The 14,614-nt window shown below is 66.4% G+C and carries 14 protein-coding genes, 1 pseudogene and 1 riboswitch; of the genes and pseudogenes, 6 read left to right on the plus strand and 9 right to left on the minus strand.

Annotated elements, in window-relative coordinates:
• Positions 1-5 precede the first annotated feature (5 nt).
• Complete coding sequence (trpS, locus tag MHEC_RS18955) at positions 6-1,025, minus strand: tryptophan--tRNA ligase (RefSeq protein ID WP_048891835.1); 1,020 nt, start codon at positions 1,023-1,025, stop codon at positions 6-8.
• Positions 1,026-1,105: 80 nt separating this feature from the next.
• On the opposite strand from trpS, the gene MHEC_RS18960 reads away from it, so the two are divergent.
• On the plus strand, positions 1,106-1,942 hold the full coding sequence (locus tag MHEC_RS18960) for an alpha/beta fold hydrolase (protein WP_048891834.1): 837 nt from the start codon (positions 1,106-1,108) through the stop codon (positions 1,940-1,942).
• Here MHEC_RS18960 and MHEC_RS18965 read toward each other — a convergent pair.
• Positions 1,929-3,161, minus strand: a complete 1,233-nt coding sequence (locus MHEC_RS18965) for an NADP-dependent isocitrate dehydrogenase (RefSeq protein ID WP_048891833.1) — start codon at positions 3,159-3,161, stop codon at positions 1,929-1,931. The two genes, MHEC_RS18960 and MHEC_RS18965, sit on opposite strands and share 14 nt — an antisense overlap.
• Positions 3,162-3,371: 210 nt before the next feature.
• Positions 3,372-3,491, plus strand: a riboswitch (SAM riboswitch).
• A 352-nt stretch (positions 3,492-3,843) separates the two neighbouring features.
• On the opposite strand from MHEC_RS18965, the gene metX reads away from it, so the two are divergent.
• Entirely contained in the window at positions 3,844-4,977 is a 1,134-nt protein-coding gene (gene metX, locus MHEC_RS18975; protein ID WP_048891832.1) for a homoserine O-acetyltransferase MetX, read from the plus strand.
• On the plus strand, positions 4,974-5,708 hold the full coding sequence (locus MHEC_RS18980; protein ID WP_048891831.1) for a class I SAM-dependent methyltransferase: 735 nt from the start codon (positions 4,974-4,976) through the stop codon (positions 5,706-5,708). The genes metX and MHEC_RS18980 overlap by 4 nt, the downstream gene beginning before the upstream one ends.
• Here MHEC_RS18980 and MHEC_RS18985 read toward each other — a convergent pair.
• From MHEC_RS18985 to MHEC_RS18990, 3 genes and pseudogenes are all read right to left on the minus strand, one after another.
• Positions 5,705-6,406 (minus strand): annotated as a pseudogene (locus MHEC_RS18985) (DUF222 domain-containing protein); the annotation flags it as partial. The gene MHEC_RS18980 and the pseudogene MHEC_RS18985 sit on opposite strands and share 4 nt — an antisense overlap.
• Before the next feature lie 7 nt (positions 6,407-6,413).
• Positions 6,414-6,551, minus strand: coding sequence for a hypothetical protein (locus MHEC_RS25120; RefSeq protein WP_412176933.1), 138 nt, complete (start codon positions 6,549-6,551; stop codon positions 6,414-6,416).
• A 65-nt stretch (positions 6,552-6,616) separates the two neighbouring features.
• The gene (locus tag MHEC_RS18990; RefSeq protein ID WP_048891895.1) at positions 6,617-8,053 is read right to left on the minus strand and encodes an FAD-binding oxidoreductase; all 1,437 of its coding nucleotides are present in this window, start codon (positions 8,051-8,053) and stop codon (positions 6,617-6,619) included.
• A 174-nt stretch (positions 8,054-8,227) separates the two neighbouring features.
• Here MHEC_RS18990 and MHEC_RS18995 point away from each other — a divergent pair, with 174 nt between their 5' ends.
• Entirely contained in the window at positions 8,228-8,596 is a 369-nt protein-coding gene (locus tag MHEC_RS18995; protein WP_048891829.1) for a DUF732 domain-containing protein, read from the plus strand.
• Here MHEC_RS18995 and MHEC_RS19000 read toward each other — a convergent pair.
• Both MHEC_RS19000 and MHEC_RS19005 read right to left on the minus strand, forming a co-directional pair.
• On the minus strand, positions 8,593-8,886 hold the full coding sequence (locus MHEC_RS19000; protein ID WP_048891828.1) for a DUF3017 domain-containing protein: 294 nt from the start codon (positions 8,884-8,886) through the stop codon (positions 8,593-8,595). The genes MHEC_RS18995 and MHEC_RS19000 overlap by 4 nt on opposite strands.
• Positions 8,883-9,731 carry a bifunctional methylenetetrahydrofolate dehydrogenase/methenyltetrahydrofolate cyclohydrolase gene (locus tag MHEC_RS19005; RefSeq protein ID WP_048891827.1) on the minus strand — a complete coding sequence of 283 codons (849 nt, stop codon included), beginning with the start codon at positions 9,729-9,731 and terminating at the stop codon, positions 8,883-8,885. Before MHEC_RS19005 ends, MHEC_RS19000 begins: the two co-directional genes overlap by 4 nt.
• A 35-nt stretch (positions 9,732-9,766) precedes the next feature.
• On the opposite strand from MHEC_RS19005, the gene MHEC_RS19010 reads away from it, so the two are divergent.
• Positions 9,767-10,963 carry an NADH:flavin oxidoreductase gene (locus MHEC_RS19010; RefSeq protein WP_048891826.1) on the plus strand — a complete coding sequence of 399 codons (1,197 nt, stop codon included), beginning with the start codon at positions 9,767-9,769 and terminating at the stop codon, positions 10,961-10,963.
• A gap of 94 nt (positions 10,964-11,057) precedes the next feature.
• Positions 11,058-13,682 (plus strand): ATP-binding cassette domain-containing protein, encoded by a 2,625-nt coding sequence (locus MHEC_RS19015; RefSeq protein WP_048891825.1) that lies wholly within the window; start codon positions 11,058-11,060, stop codon positions 13,680-13,682.
• Between the two features lie 3 nt (positions 13,683-13,685).
• Here MHEC_RS19015 and MHEC_RS19020 read toward each other — a convergent pair whose 3' ends face one another.
• Positions 13,686-14,258, minus strand: coding sequence for a GTP-binding protein (locus MHEC_RS19020; RefSeq protein ID WP_048891824.1), 573 nt, complete (start codon positions 14,256-14,258; stop codon positions 13,686-13,688).
• The gene (locus MHEC_RS19025) at positions 14,239-14,613 is read right to left on the minus strand and encodes a DUF742 domain-containing protein (protein ID WP_048891823.1); all 375 of its coding nucleotides are present in this window, start codon (positions 14,611-14,613) and stop codon (positions 14,239-14,241) included. The genes MHEC_RS19020 and MHEC_RS19025 overlap by 20 nt, the downstream gene beginning before the upstream one ends.
• Between the last annotated feature and the right edge of the window lies 1 nt (position 14,614).

The following is a 14,614-nucleotide window of genomic DNA, read 5'->3' on the forward strand; positions in this document are numbered from 1 at the left end:
GCTGCCTACGGGCACGCGGGAAGAAAACCGAGCCGGTCATAGACCCGCCGGACGGTTTTGCCGGCCACATCCTGGGCGCGCGCCGCACCAGCGGCCAGTATTGCTTCCACTTCGGCGGTGTCACCCATGAGCTCCTCGACCCGCTTGCGGATAGGAGTGACGAACTGCGCGACGGCCTCCGCGGTGTCTTTCTTAAGGTCGCCGTACCCGTGCCCGGCGTAGCGCGCGACCAGTGTGTCGACGTCGACGTCGGTGACCGCGGACTGAATGGACAGCAGGTTGGACACGCCCGGCTTGGCGTCCGGATCGTAGCGAACCTCCCGTTCACTGTCCGTCACAGCTGAGCGAATCTTCTTGGCGGACAAGGCGGGATCGTCGAGCAGATTGATCAGCCCGGCATCGGTGGCCGCCGACTTGCTCATCTTCGACGACGGATCCTGCAAGTCGTAGATCTTGGCGGTGACTTTCGGAATCAGCAGCTCAGGCACGACGAAGGTATCCGGGAACCGGCTGTTGAACCGCTGGGCGACATCACGCGCCAGCTCGAGATGCTGACGCTGGTCCTCACCGACCGGGACCAGTTCGGTGTCGTAGGCCAGCACGTCGGCGGCCTGCAGCACCGGGTAGGTGAACAAACCCACGGTCGCCGACTCGGCGCCCTGACGTGTCGACTTGTCTTTGAACTGCGTCATCCGCGATGCCTGACCGAAACCCGTGAAACAGCCCAGCACCCAAGCCAGTTGGGTATGAGCGGGCACATGGCTTTGCACAAAGATCGTGCTGCGGACCGGGTCGATACCCAAGGCCAGGTATTGCGCGGCGGTGATCAGCGTGCGGTGCCGTAACACCTCCGGGTCCTGGGGGACGGTGATCGCGTGCAGATCCACGACACAGAAAAACGGGTCGTAGTCGTCCTGCAGCGCCGCCCAGCCTTTGATGGCCCCCAGCGCGTTACCAAGGTGAAGCGAGTCCGAGGTGGGCTGCACACCGGAGAAGACCCGGCGGGTTGGGGTTGCGGTGCTCATGATGACTCGATCTTGTCACGCCGCGGCCGGCCGCTCGCCCACGCTTGCGGTACCGCCGGTATCACCCTAGTGTCGCGGGCATGACGACTCGCGAGCCCATCCACCTCGGGTCCGGTGAGCCGGTCCTGCTGCTTCACCCGTTCCTGATGTCGCAACGGGTGTGGCAGACGGTGGCCCAGCAACTGGTCGACACCGGCCGCTACGAGGTGTTCGCCCCGACCATGGCCGGCCACCACGGCGGACCGCACTCCGGCACCTGGTTTTTGAGCTCCGAAGCGCTGGCCGACCACGTCGAGCGTCAACTCGACGAGCTGGGCTGGAACACCGCCCACATCGTCGGCAACTCGCTGGGCGGCTGGGTGGCGTTCGAACTCGAACGTCGCGCCCGGGCGCGGACGGTCACCGCGATCGCGCCGGCGGGCGGCTGGACGCGTTGGAGTCCGGGCAAATACCAGGTAATCGCCAAATTCGTCCTGGGCATGCCGATGTGGGCGGCGGCCCGCTGGCTGGGACCGCGGGCGCTGCGGCTGCCGTTCAGCCGCCGGCTGGCGACCCTGGCGATCAGCGGAACGCCGGACGGGGTTAGCGAGAAAGAACTCGTGGACATCATCGACGACGTTGCGCACTGCCCCGCGTATTTCCAGCTGCTGGCCAAAACGCTGCTGCTGCCCGGTTTGATGGATCTCGCACACACCGCCGTCCCGACGCACCTCGTGCTGTGTGAGAAAGATCGCGTCTTTCCGCCACGCCGGTACAGCCGGCACTTCACCACCTATCTGCCGCCCGCAACCAGGGTGACCACCCTCGACGGCCTGGGGCATATCCCGATGTTCGAGGCGCCGGGCCGGATCACCGAGGTCATCACCGACTTCCTCGACGAGTACAGTCCCCCGGTCCGGGCGATCAGCTCGAGCTGAGCGCCTTTTCCAGATTGTCGGCGATCGAGCCGAGGAACTCCTCGCTGTTCTGCCAGGGCTGCTCGGGCCCGATGAGGATGGCCAGGTCTTTGGTCATCTGTCCGCCCTCGACCGTGGAAATCACGACGTCTTCCAGCTTCTGCGCGAAGTCGATGACCTCGGGGGTGTTGTCCAGTTTGCCGCGGTGCTGCAGCCCGCGCGTCCAGGCGAAGATCGACGCGATCGGATTGGTGGAGGTGGGCTGGCCCTGCTGGTACTGGCGATAGTGGCGGGTTACGGTGCCATGGGCGGCTTCGGCCTCCACCGTCTTGCCGTCGGCGGTCATCAGCACCGAGGTCATCAGGCCCAGCGAGCCGTAGCCCTGCGCGACCGTATCCGACTGAACGTCGCCGTCGTAGTTCTTGCAGGCCCACACGTAGCCGCCCTCCCACTTCAGGCAGGCGGCAACCATATCGTCGATCAGCCGATGCTCGTAGGTCAGCCCCGCGGCTTCGAACTTGTCCTTGAATTCCTCGTCGTAGACGCGTTGGAACTCGTCTTTGAACATGCCGTCGTAGGCCTTGAGGATGGTGTTCTTGGTGGACAGATACACCGGGTAGTTCTCTTGCAGCCCGTAGGCGAACGACGCCCGCGCGAAATCCTGGATCGACTCGCGAAAGTTGTACATCCCCATCACCACACCGCCGTCCTCGGGGATCCTGACCAGTTCATGCACGATCGGCTCGCCGCCGTCTTCGGGAGTAAAGGTCAGCGACACGGTGCCGGGCCGGTCCACCTTGAAATTCGTCGCCCGGTACTGGTCCCCGAACGCATGACGGCCGATGACGATCGGCTTGGTCCAACCCGGAACCAGCCTCGGCACATTCGAGATGATGATCGGCTCGCGGAATATGGTGCCGCCCAGAATGTTTCGGATCGTCCCGTTAGGCGACGACCACATGGTCTTGAGGTTGAACTCTTTGACACGGGCCTCGTCTGGCGTGATTGTCGCGCACTTGACGCCCACGCCGTGCTTTTTGATGGCATAGGCCGCGTCGATCGTCACCTGATCGTCGGTGGCATCGCGGTGCTCGATGCCCAGGTCGTAGTAGTCCAAGTTGATGTCGAGGTGCGGAAAGATCAGCAAGTCCTTGATCCACTTCCAGATGACGCGGGTCATCTCGTCGCCATCGAGCTCGACTACCGTGCCTTCGACCTTGATCTTGGGTGCGCTGGACATGTGAGTCCGACTCCTCCTACGCAAAGATTGACGCCTTGTGGGCGCATACGGATGGCCGCAGGGGCCATAGCGATCAGCCGCTCGTCACGTCAGACTACAAGGCGCGAATTGGGCCGCTGGCGGCCGTCATTCCTACTCATCGGTAGCTTCGACCACGGGTTGTCCGGGCTCGCTGGCACGGGGGCGGCCCAATACGATAGGCTTCCTATCGGTCATGAGCGCCAGCGCCAAGCCCCGGCTTGCTGGCCGGCAACCCTCCAACCGCGGTGGGGTGCCCCGGGTGATGACCAGGTTGAGTAGCCATCACCGGCTACGCGGCAAGCGCGGGTCCGCCATGACGGGCCCCCTGAGTAGACAGGGATACCTGATGCGTACCCATTTGGGTTGGCCCATCATGCGCCGTCGTCGCTAACCCCCTGCTGTCGGCAGACGTCATCGCTGGTGACGTCCCGCGCGACTGCGACTACGACGCACACCTTCCGACTTCCACCAGAAAGACGCCACGTGAGCCTCGCACACCACCCTGACAGCACCACCGGGATCAGCGACGCCGCGCACGCCGCGGCCCCCGGCCAATATCGACACCCGCATCGCCAACCCAGCACCGCCGTCGTCGAACGACGCGCTCGCCGGCGCCTGGCCTTACGCCCGAAACAGTACGGCCCGTGCGAGGAGGTCTGAGGTGACGATCTCCGACGTGCCGACCCAGAGACTGCCCGCTGAAGGCGAGGTGGGGTTGGTCGACATCGGTTCGCTGAGGCTGGAAAGCGGCGCGGTGATCGACGACGTCTGCATCGCGGTGCAACGCTGGGGCGAATTGTCGCCCGCGCGCGACAACGTCGTGGTCGTGTTGCATGCGCTGACCGGCGATTCGCACATTACCGGCCCCGCGGGGCCAGGGCATCCGACGCCGGGTTGGTGGGACGGTGTGGCAGGCCCCGGTGCGCCGATCGACACCAACCGTTGGTGCGCGATCGCCACCAATGTGCTGGGCGGCTGCCGCGGGTCCACCGGGCCCAGCTCGCTTGCCCGTGACGGACGGCCCTGGGGGTCGAGGTTTCCGAAGATAACGGTGCGCGACCAGGTGGAAGCCGATGTGGCCGCACTGGCCGCGCTGGGCATCACCGAGGTCGCCGCGGTGCTGGGCGGGTCGATGGGCGGGGCACGGGCTCTGGAATGGATCGTCAGCCACCCCGACCAGGTCGGGTCAGCGCTGCTGCTGGCGGTCAGCGCGCGGGCCACCGCCGACCAGATCGGCACCCAGAGCACCCAGATCGCGGCTATCAAGGCCGATCCGAACTGGCAGGGCGGTGACTACTATGCCACCGGCCGCGAACCGGTAGCCGGGCTGGAGATCGCCCGCCGTTTCGCGCACCTGACCTATCGCGGCGAAATCGAGTTGGATACGCGGTTTGCCAATGACACTCAGGGCGAAGAAGATCCGGCCACCGGCGGCCGCTACGCAGTGCAGAGTTACCTCGAGCATCAGGGCAGCAAGCTGGTGTCGCGCTTTGACGCCGGCAGCTATGTGGTGCTTACCGAGGCACTCAACAGCCACGACGTCGGCCGGGGCCGCGGCGGCGTCGCGGCCGCGCTGCGCGGGTGCCCGGTGCCGGCGGTGGTCGCGGGGATTACCTCAGACCGGTTGTACCCGCTTCGCCTGCAGGAGGAACTGGCCGAGCTGTTGCCCGGCTGCACCGAGCTTCAGGTTGTCGATTCGATCTACGGCCACGACGGCTTTCTGGTGGAATCCGAAGCCGTCGGCAAGTTGATCCGGCGCACGCTCGAGTTGGCTGAAGGCGCTCGGCCGCGGTGACCCGCTCCCGGCAAGACCGCTCGCTGTCGTTCGGCTCGGAGGCGGCCGCCTACGAGCGGGGCCGCCCCTCATATCCGCCTGAGGCGATCGACTGGCTACTGCCGACCGGGGCTCACGATGTGCTCGACTTGGGTGCCGGCACCGGCAAGCTGACGACCCGGCTCGTCGAACGCGGGCTCGACGTTGTGGCCGTCGACCCGATCCCCGAGATGCTCGACGTGCTGCGCAAATCGCTGCCGGACACGCCCGCGCTGTTGGGCACCGCCGAAGAAATACCGTTGCCGGACAACAGTGTTGATGCCGTTCTCGTCGCACAGGCCTGGCATTGGTTCGAGGCGGCCCGCGCGATCCCCGAGGTGATCCGGGTGCTGCGGCCGGGGGGCCGGCTGGGTCTGGTGTGGAACACCCGCGACGAGCGGTTGGGCTGGGTGCGCGAACTCGGCCAGATCATCGGCAGTGACGCCGACCCGGTCAGCGAGCGCGTCATGCTGCCCCGCCCGTTCACCGACTTGGAACGTCACCGCGTCGAGTGGACGAATTACCTTACACCGCAAGCACTTATCGACTTGGTGGCATCGCGCAGCTATTGCATCACCTCGCCGGCCGATGTGCGCACCAAGACGCTGGATCGGGTGCGTGAGCTGCTGGCCACCCACCCGGCGCTGGCCAACAACAACGGCCTTGCGCTGCCGTACATCACGGTCTGTGTTCGGGCCACGCTGTCAACTTAGTGGTCTTCGTCGTCGTCGTCCCGGTCGCGGAGCAGTTTCTCGCCGATGGTGGAACAGGTTGATGCGGGGCTGGCCACGATCCAGGTGAGGGGGAGGAATCCATTCGGTGCCACCGTCTTTGCGTTTGCGGGTTTGCCAGCCGCCGGGTTTGACGATGCGGTGGTTGGTGCCGCAGGCCAATGTCAAGTCGTTGACGTCGGTGGAGCGGCATTTGGCGTAATCGGTGACGTGGTGAACCGTCGACGGCTTCCTGGCTGGGCGTGCCGTCCACACACGGTGGCTCGTCGGTGCCGTTGCACATACCCGGCGCGGCCCTGGTCGGGCCGAAACCGCGACCCCAGGCCGGCCAGCTTCGACTCGGCGCGCTCGGCGGTGGGCGCATCCACCCAACTCGGTAGCCGATGATAAAAACGGCGGATCACCGCCACGCCGCCAGCGCCGATCTTGCCCTTACGCTGGGCAGCAGCGGTGGCCGCGAGCACCCGCTGCAGCGGCTCACCGGTTAATCCGGTGAGCGGCCCCAAATCCCGGGCTTCCCCGATGCGGCGGCCCGCCTCAGCGCGAGTGACCAACAGCCACTCGGCCAACGCATGCGCGAACTTACCGCCCAGCTCCTCGGCAGTGGCCTCGCGCCCGATACGATTGGTCACCTCATGCTCGATCGCCGGCAAACGACGGCGCACCCGCTCACAGCGCTCCGACACCTCAAACCGCTCCGTGGTGCTCAATCGCATCAACCGACAACTCCATGCAGCGCCGCAGCACCGCCTCGAGCTCATCGAATGTCGCGGCTATCTCCTGGCGGCTGCGCAGAACCACAACCCGGATGCTAACGACACGCACCGACAAGGATCCTCGCCAAGATGCCGATGGAGCGGAAGTGGCGCAAGGGACTTCGCGATGAGCGGTCAGAAGGTCAATCCAGAGAACATGACCCGGCCCGGATCATATTTCTGCCTTACGGCCGTCATTCGGGCCAGATTCGCGCCGAAATACCGCGACGCCGGCTGGTTCGCCTCCAGGTAGTTGACGTAGCCTCCGACCGAATACGGTTGGACCGCTTGATGTGCCGTGTCAAGCCAGCGGGTGGCCGCCGGTACGTCGGATGTCTCGACGTACCACTGCACCAGCGCGGATTGCCGACGCCAGGGAAAGGCCGAGGACGCCGGTGCCACCTCGCTGAGAGCACCGTCGAGGGCATGCATGATCGCCAGCATGCGGCCCGCGTTGCGGGGAAACGCCTCGACCGCCGCGGCGATCCCCTGGGCAGCGGCCGGGGTGATCACCGGAAAAACATCCGAGCCACCGACATACCCGAGTGGGGACGGGTTGAGGTTCCCGACAGCCAGATATCTCACCACATCCAGGTAATTGAACGTGTGTGTCTCTGTCCCGGTCGGTTGCAGGCCCACGGCTTTGACGACGGCGTTCGCCACGCTGCCGCCCGATCCGGCCGGGCAGGTTGCGAGAATCCGGCAGTGCGTCCCCAGTCCGTCGACGGTGGCGTCAGCCAGGGCCCAGCTGCCTCGATCGGCCGATCGCAGCCAATTCTGCCAACCGACAAGGACCTGTGCGAACGCCTGCGGCGGGAAATTGAGGTTCACCACATCAAGGTCCTTGGTGGGAAACGTGGCAAAGGTTAGCGAGGTCGTCACCCCGAAGTTGCCACCGCCGCCACCGCGCAACGCCCAGAACAGGTCGGGGTTCTCCGCGGCAGAAGCGGTGACAGCCCGGCCACCCGGCAGCACCACCGACGCCGACATCAGTTGGTCACACATCAGCCCCGCGTGCCGGGAATTGGCACCCAATCCACCGCCCAGGGCATGGCCCGCGGCACCGACCGACGGGCAGGTACCCGTCGGGACGCCCCGACCGGCCCCGGCCAGCGCCTGGTGTAGCGCGTACAAATCGGTGGCGGGCGTTACCGTGACGTATCCGGTTGCAGGGTCGAAATTGATTCCTCCTGGCAGTTGACGCAGGTCCAGCACCATGGTGCCGGTGGCGGTTGACGCCCCGACATAGGAGTGCCCACCACTGCGCGGCGCGACCTTGAGGTTGTGGGCGGCAGCGAACGCCATCGCCTTCTGCACGTCGGCCGGCGAACTGGGAATCACGATCGCCGCCGGTGTTAAGCCGTTGTAGTTGGTGTTGAAAACCTGTTTGGCCGTGGCGAATTGGGCACCGTCATTCGGCAGCACCACATGCCCGCCAAGGGCGGCCGAAAGGCCTTCCCAGCCGGAGGGGTTGGGAGCCGCGGTAGCCCGAACCGAGCCGAAAACCACGCCAGCGGCCAACGCTCCGGCGGCGCCCCGCAAAAAGGCCTGCCGGGAGATTTCACCAGCCAACACTGGGCTCCCACGGTGCTGTCATCTGCGCATTGTCTGCCAAAGGGCGCCGAAAACCATGCTGCCCCAGCGACGTGTCGCATGAACTGTGCGCAAACCTTTACCCCGCCGTGTCGCAGACGTGACGGCGATACAGCACTGTTGCTGTGCAGAGTCGAAGGTGAGGAGCAGCAGATGCGGCGGGCGCGAATTGTGCCGGTGTGTGTGATCCCCGTCATTGCGGCGGCCGCCTGGGCAGCACCCGCCCAGGCGAATTCCGTTGACGAGCAATTTCTCTCGGCGTTGAGCAACTCCGGGGTCAACTACGGCGATCCCGCAGGCGCCGTCGCACTGGGCCAGTCCGTCTGCCCGATGCTGGCCCAGCCGGGCGGAACGTTTGCCTCGGCCGCGTCGAGCATCACCGGCCAAAACGGTATGTCACCGGCCATGGCGCAGATGTTCACCAGCATCGCGATATCGATGTATTGTCCGTCGATGATGGCGTCAATCGCCAACGGCAACCTGCCGAACCTTCCGCAATTGCCTGGTGTGCCAGGTATCTAACGGGTTCCCAGCGGGTCGATCGTCGCGGCGATGTAACACATCGAAGCACTGACCGCCGCCAGTGCGAAGAAGTCAATTCCCTTGCTGCGCACTGCTAGTAGTCCCGCGCGCGCGTCGGGCAAGAGCAGCCGGAAAATTGCGGCCACGCCGACGCCGATGCCGATCAGCAATGCGCCGCGTCGCCAGAAGTTCAAGCCCGCCAGGGTAAACGCCGCAATAAAGATCAGCACCACCACCAGGATGGGCCACTGTGCGGCCACGATCCTTCGGGTGTGGTCACGCACGGTCACGCCGCTGCCTCCGCCAATTCGACGACGTTGGTCAACAAGAACGCCCGGGTCAACGGGCCGACGCCGCCGGGATTGGGTGACACATGACCGGCCACCTCCCAGACATCCGGATGCACGTCACCGATTAGCCCGGCCTCAGTGCGGCTGACCCCGACGTCGACGACCGCGGCACCCGGACGGACCATGTCGGCCGTCACCAGATGGGGCACACCGACGGCCGCGACGATGATGTCAGCCTGTCGCGTTAGTGCAGCTAGGTCGCGAGTTGCCGTGTGACACAAGGTAACTGTGGCGTTTTCGGTGCGACGGGTGAGCAGCAGGCCCAACGGGCGACCGACCGTCACGCCCCGCCCGATGACGACCACGTGGGCGCCTGCGATCGGCACGTCGTAGCGACGCAGCAGGTGCACGATGCCGCGCGCAGTGCACGGCAGCGGCGCCGGGGTGCCGAGCACCAGCCGCCCCAGGTTCGTCGGATGCAGACCATCGACGTCCTTCGCCGGGTCGACGCGCTCCAATGCCGCGTTCTCGTCGAGGTGCTTTGGCAGCGGCAACTGCACGATGTAACCGGTGCAGTCGGGGTTGGCGTTCAGTTCGTCGATGGTCTCGTCGAGCTTGGCCTGGCTGATGTCGGCTGGCAGGTCGCGGCGGATCGACGTAATACCCACCTTGGTGGAATCGGAGTGCTTGCCCCGGACATAGGCGTGTGACCCGGGATCGTCGCCGACAAGGATGGTGCCCAATCCCGGGGTGCGGCCGGCTGCGGTCAATGCCGCCACCCGCTGTTTGAGGTCGACGAAGATTTCGTCGCGCGTGGTCTTGCCGTCCAGCCTGATCGCACCCACGCTGACAGTCTGGCATGCGCCATTAGGCTCCTCATATGACCGCAGCCCCGGACGTGTTCGCCCCGGCCCAGCTCGGACCGCTGACACTGCGCAACCGGATCATCAAGGCCGCGACGTTCGAAGCCCGCACACCTGAGGCGCTGGTCACCGACGACCTGATCGAATACCACCGGCTGCCGGCCGCCGGAGGAGTCGCGATGACGACCGTCGCCTATTGTGCGGTCTCTCCCGGCGGCCGCACCGGCGGCAACCAGATCTGGATGCGCCCGGAGGCCGTGCCCGGGCTGCGCCGGCTCACCGAGGCCGTGCACGCCGAGGGCGCGGCGGTGAGCGCGCAGATCGGCCACGCCGGCCCGGTGGCCGACGCGCGCTCCAACAAGGCCCCGGCGCTGGCGCCGGTGCGGGTCTTCAACCCGATCGCGATGCGCTTTGCCCGCAAGGCCACTCGCGAAGACATCGACGACGTCATCGCCGCGCACGCCCACGCCGCCCGGCTGGCGGTCGAGGCGGGTTTCGACGCGGTCGAGATTCACTTGGGACACAACTACTTAGCGAGTTCGTTCCTGAGCCCGCTGATCAACCGGCGCGACGACGAGTTCGGCGGGTCGTTGGAGAACCGGGCCAAGCTCGCACGAGGCATCGTGATGGCGGTCCGCCATGCTGTGGATCGGCAGATCGCGGTGACCGCCAAGCTCAACATGGCCGACGGGGTGCGCGGCGGCATCGCGGTGGAGGAGGCGCTGATTACCGCCAAGTGGCTGCAAGACGACGGCGGGCTGGACGCGCTCGAGCTGACCGCCGGCAGTTCACTGGTCAACCCGATGTATCTGTTTCGCGGCGACGCCCCGGTCGAGGAATTCGCCGCAGCGTTCAAGCCGCCGCTGCGCTGGGGCATCCGCATGACCGGGAACAGGTTCCTGCGCGAATATCCCTACCGCGACGCCTACCTGTTGCGCGACGCCCGGCTGTTTCGCGCCGAGCTGTCGATGCCGCTGATCCTGCTCGGCGGGATCACCAACCGGGAGACGATGGATCTGGCCATGGCGGAGGGATTCGACTTCGTCGCGATGGCGCGGGCGCTACTGGCGCAGCCCGACCTGGTCAACCGGATCCGCGAAGACGGTTCGGCGCATTCGGAGTGCATCCACTGCAACCGGTGCATGCCGACGATCTACCGCCGCACCCGCTGCGTGGTGACTGGCGCCCCCGACCTGCCGGTGCGGCCGCATTGACGCGCCGGCCCAATGGGCCGCTTCGGCGCATCCAAACCGGCCCCGGCACAACAGATACAGTGAGCCGGTGAATCAACCGGCTACAGTTGGTGCGATGGGTCAAGCAGCGCCGCCCGTGCTTACCGTTCGATACGACGGGTCACAGCGCACGTTCGCGCCCGGCCATGATGTGGTCGTCGGGCGCGACCTGCGCGCGGACATGCGCATTACCCACCCGTTGATCTCGCGTGCACATCTGCTGTTGCGCTACGACCAGGGCAGGTGGCTGGCGATCGACAACGGCTCACTGAACGGGACTTTCGTCAACGGCCGCCGGGTTCCGGTGGTCGACATCCACGACGGCCAGAGCATCAACATCGGCAACCCCGACGGGCCGCGACTGACCTTCGAGGTGGGCCGGCACCAGGGCCTGGCCGGGCGGCCGCCCCAAACCGCGTCGATGCGCGCCGTGCAGCCGTCCGCGGCCCCGCCGCGGCTCGCGCCTCCCCCGCCCGGCCGACAGCCCGGCGGGTCGTGGCCACCGCAGTCCGCGCCGCTGCGGGCGCACCCCGGCGCACCTACGCCTCCGCCGCCGCGCCCGCCGATGTATCCGCCCGGCGGGCAGCGTCCACCCGCGTATCCCGGCAGCGGTGGGCAGCCACCCGCCTATGCGGGCAGTTCACCGCAACCGGCCCCGGCTGCGGCCGCACCAAAGACCCAGATGGCCCCGGCCGCCACCAAGCCGCCGGAAGTGTCGAACCTGGCGACCAAGATGATCCAGGCGTTGCGGCCCGGCGCCGCAACGCCGGAGAAGCCGGCCGGGTCCCTGACAATCGGTCGCGCCACCGACAACGACATCGTCATCCAGGACGTCCTGGCATCGCGCCATCACGCGTTTTTGGTGCCGTCGCCACTGGGCACCGAAATCCGCGACGCCCGCAGCATCAACGGCACATTCGTCAACGGGGTCCGGGTGGGCTCCGCGGTATTGAACGAGGGCGACGTGGTCACGATCGGCAACGTCGACCTGGTCTTCAGCGACGGCACCCTGATCCGCCGGACCGAGGCCGCGACCCGCACCGGCGGCCTGGAGGTCAGTAGCGTCCACTTCAGGGTCGACGGCAAGGAACTGATCGACGACATCTCGTTTACCGCGCGCCCGGGCACGCTCACGGCGATCATCGGTGGATCCGGGGCGGGCAAGACCACCCTGTCGCGGCTGATCGCCGGGTATACCCGGCCCAGCCAAGGCGCGATCACCTTCGAAGGCCACGACATCCACCGCGAATACGCGACCATGCGCAGCCGAATCGGGATGGTTCCGCAAGACGACGTCGTGCACCGCCAGCTCACCGTCAACCAGGCGCTGGGCTACGCCGCGGAACTGCGGCTACCGCCCGACACCAGTAAAGAGGAACGCGCTCAGGTCGTCGCCCAGGTGCTCGAGGAGCTCGACCTGACCAAGCAAGCTGACACCCGGGTGGACCGGCTGTCGGGGGGCCAGCGCAAACGCGCGTCGGTGGCGCTGGAGCTGCTCACCCAGCCGTCGCTGCTGCTGCTCGACGAGCCCACCTCCGGTCTGGACCCGGCGCTGGACCGTCAAGTCATGCTGATGTTGCGCCAGCTTGCCGACGCCGGCCGCGTCGTGCTGGTGGTGACGCACTCGGTGTCCTACCTCGACGTGTGCGACCAGATTCTGCTGGTGGCCCCGGGCGGCAAGACGGCGTTCTGCGGCCCTCCCGACCAGGTCGAGTCGGCGTTCGGCACCCGGAACTGGGCCGAAATCTTCGCCAAGGTGGGCGCCGACCCCGACGAGGCCAACCGGCGCTTCCTGGAGCGAGCCAAGCAACGGCATGAGCAGCCGGTGCGGGTCGCGGCAGAGCCCGGGGATCTGGGCGAACCGGTGCACACCGACAGATGGCGCCAACTTTCGACGGTTGCGCGGCGCCAGGTTCGCCTCGTCATCTCCGACCGTGGATACACGGTGTTCCTGGCGGTATTGCCGTTCCTCATGGGCGCGCTGTCGCTGACCGTGAAAGGCCCCAAACCGGGACTTGGCTTTGCCGACCCCACCGGCCCCGCACCTACTCAGCCCCAGTACATCATGGTGCTGCTCAACATCGGGGCCGTCTTTATGGGCACCGCCTTGACCATCCGCGACCTGATCGGTGAACGCCCCATCTTCCGGCGAGAACAGGCGGTGGGCCTGTCCACCACGGCCTACCTGCTGGCCAAGGTTCTCGTGTTCTCGGTTTTCGCGACCATCCAGGCAGCGATCGCGACCCTCATCGTTCGACTCGGCAAGGGCGCGCCCACCGCGCATCCGCCCTTCTTCGACAGCGCGACGCTGTCGCTCTTCCTCACCGTCGCCGCGACCTGTGTCGCGTCGGCGATGTTGGGCCTGCTGCTGTCTGCTCTTGCGCAGTCCAACGAGCAGATCATGCCACTGCTGGTGGTGTCGATCATGTCGCAACTGGTGCTCTGCGGCGGGATGGGCATTCCGGTGACCGGCCGGTTCGGTCTCAACCAGCTGTCGTTTGTGACGCCCGCGCGTTGGGGCTTCGCCGCTGGAGCGTCGTCAATCGATTTCCCGCACCTGGTCAAAGTTCCGCAGGTGCCAACCGACGACAGGTGGTGGCAACACTCCAAGCACATCTACGTGTTCGACATGGCCATGCTCGCGGTGCTGTCGGTGCTCTACGCCGGCTACGTCCGGTGGCACATCCGGATCAAGCGCTAAGACTCAAGCGCTGAGACTGTCCAGCGCGTACTCGCTCACCGCAATGAGCGCGTCGGTCGCCGAGCGGCGGTCGCGGGCATCGATGTTGATCACCGGGATGTGGTCGGGCAGTGTCAGCGCTTTGCGCACTTCGTCAACCGGATACCTTGGCGCCCCGTCGAATTCGTTGACCGCGATCAGGAACGGTAGCCGGCGGTGCTCGAAAAAGTCGACGGCGGCGAAGCTGTCCTCAAGACGCCGGCAGTCGACGAGGATGACGGCGCCGATCGCGCCGCGCACCAAATCGTCCCACATGAACCAGAACCGGCGTTGGCCCGGCGTGCCGAACAGGTAGAGCACCAGATCCTCATCCAGCGTGATCCGTCCGAAGTCCATCGCCACCGTGGTGGTGCGCTTGGCCGGCGTGGCCTCCAGCATGTCGACGCCGGCGGACGTGTCGGTGACCATCGCCTCGGTGCGCAGCGGCATGATCTCCGACACCGCGCCCACAAACGTCGTCTTGCCGACCCCGAAGCCGCCCGCGATGACGATCTTCGTCGAGGCGGCGTTGCGCCTCTCAGAGTGCTCGTAGGCCACGCAGCGTCCTTCCTATCAATTCACGGCGTTCGTCTTGAGTGGAGTGGTCATTCAGCGTCGGCTGCACCCGAAGGTAGCCGGAGGTCACCAGATCGCCGACCAGGACCCGCGCGACGCCCAACGGCACATCCAGGCGCGCCGAGATTTCCGCGACCGAGGGGCTTTTGGTGCAAAGCTGGATGATTTTGCCCCGCATATCGTGTGGTGGCCATTGGTGAAACAGGGCCGATCGCAGCGTCTGCACCGGCGCTTCCAGCGGCAACTCGACGCTGGGGCTGGTCCGTCCAGCGGTCAGCGTGTAGGGGCGGACCAGACTCGCCTCATGCGCGCGGGGCGGCGGCTCGCGGCTGTCCATC

This window comes from Mycobacterium heckeshornense (genome assembly GCF_016592155.1).
Taxonomy (GTDB): Bacteria; Actinomycetota; Actinomycetes; order Mycobacteriales; family Mycobacteriaceae; genus Mycobacterium; species Mycobacterium heckeshornense.

Coding starts and splice junctions, on each gene's coding strand:
- MHEC_RS18965 (WP_048891833.1), bottom strand. CDS start 3,161: ATGTCCAGCGCACCCAAGATCAAGGTCGAAGGCACGGTAGTCGAGCTC.
- MHEC_RS18995 (WP_048891829.1), top strand. CDS start 8,228: ATGCGGCGGGCGCGAATTGTGCCGGTGTGTGTGATCCCCGTCATTGCG.
- trpS (WP_048891835.1), bottom strand. CDS start 1,025: ATGAGCACCGCAACCCCAACCCGCCGGGTCTTCTCCGGTGTGCAGCCC.
- MHEC_RS18960 (WP_048891834.1), top strand. CDS start 1,106: ATGACGACTCGCGAGCCCATCCACCTCGGGTCCGGTGAGCCGGTCCTG.
- MHEC_RS19010 (WP_048891826.1), top strand. CDS start 9,767: ATGACCGCAGCCCCGGACGTGTTCGCCCCGGCCCAGCTCGGACCGCTG.
- MHEC_RS19025 (WP_048891823.1), bottom strand. CDS start 14,613: ATGGACAGCCGCGAGCCGCCGCCCCGCGCGCATGAGGCGAGTCTGGTC.
- MHEC_RS19015 (WP_048891825.1), top strand. CDS start 11,058: ATGGGTCAAGCAGCGCCGCCCGTGCTTACCGTTCGATACGACGGGTCA.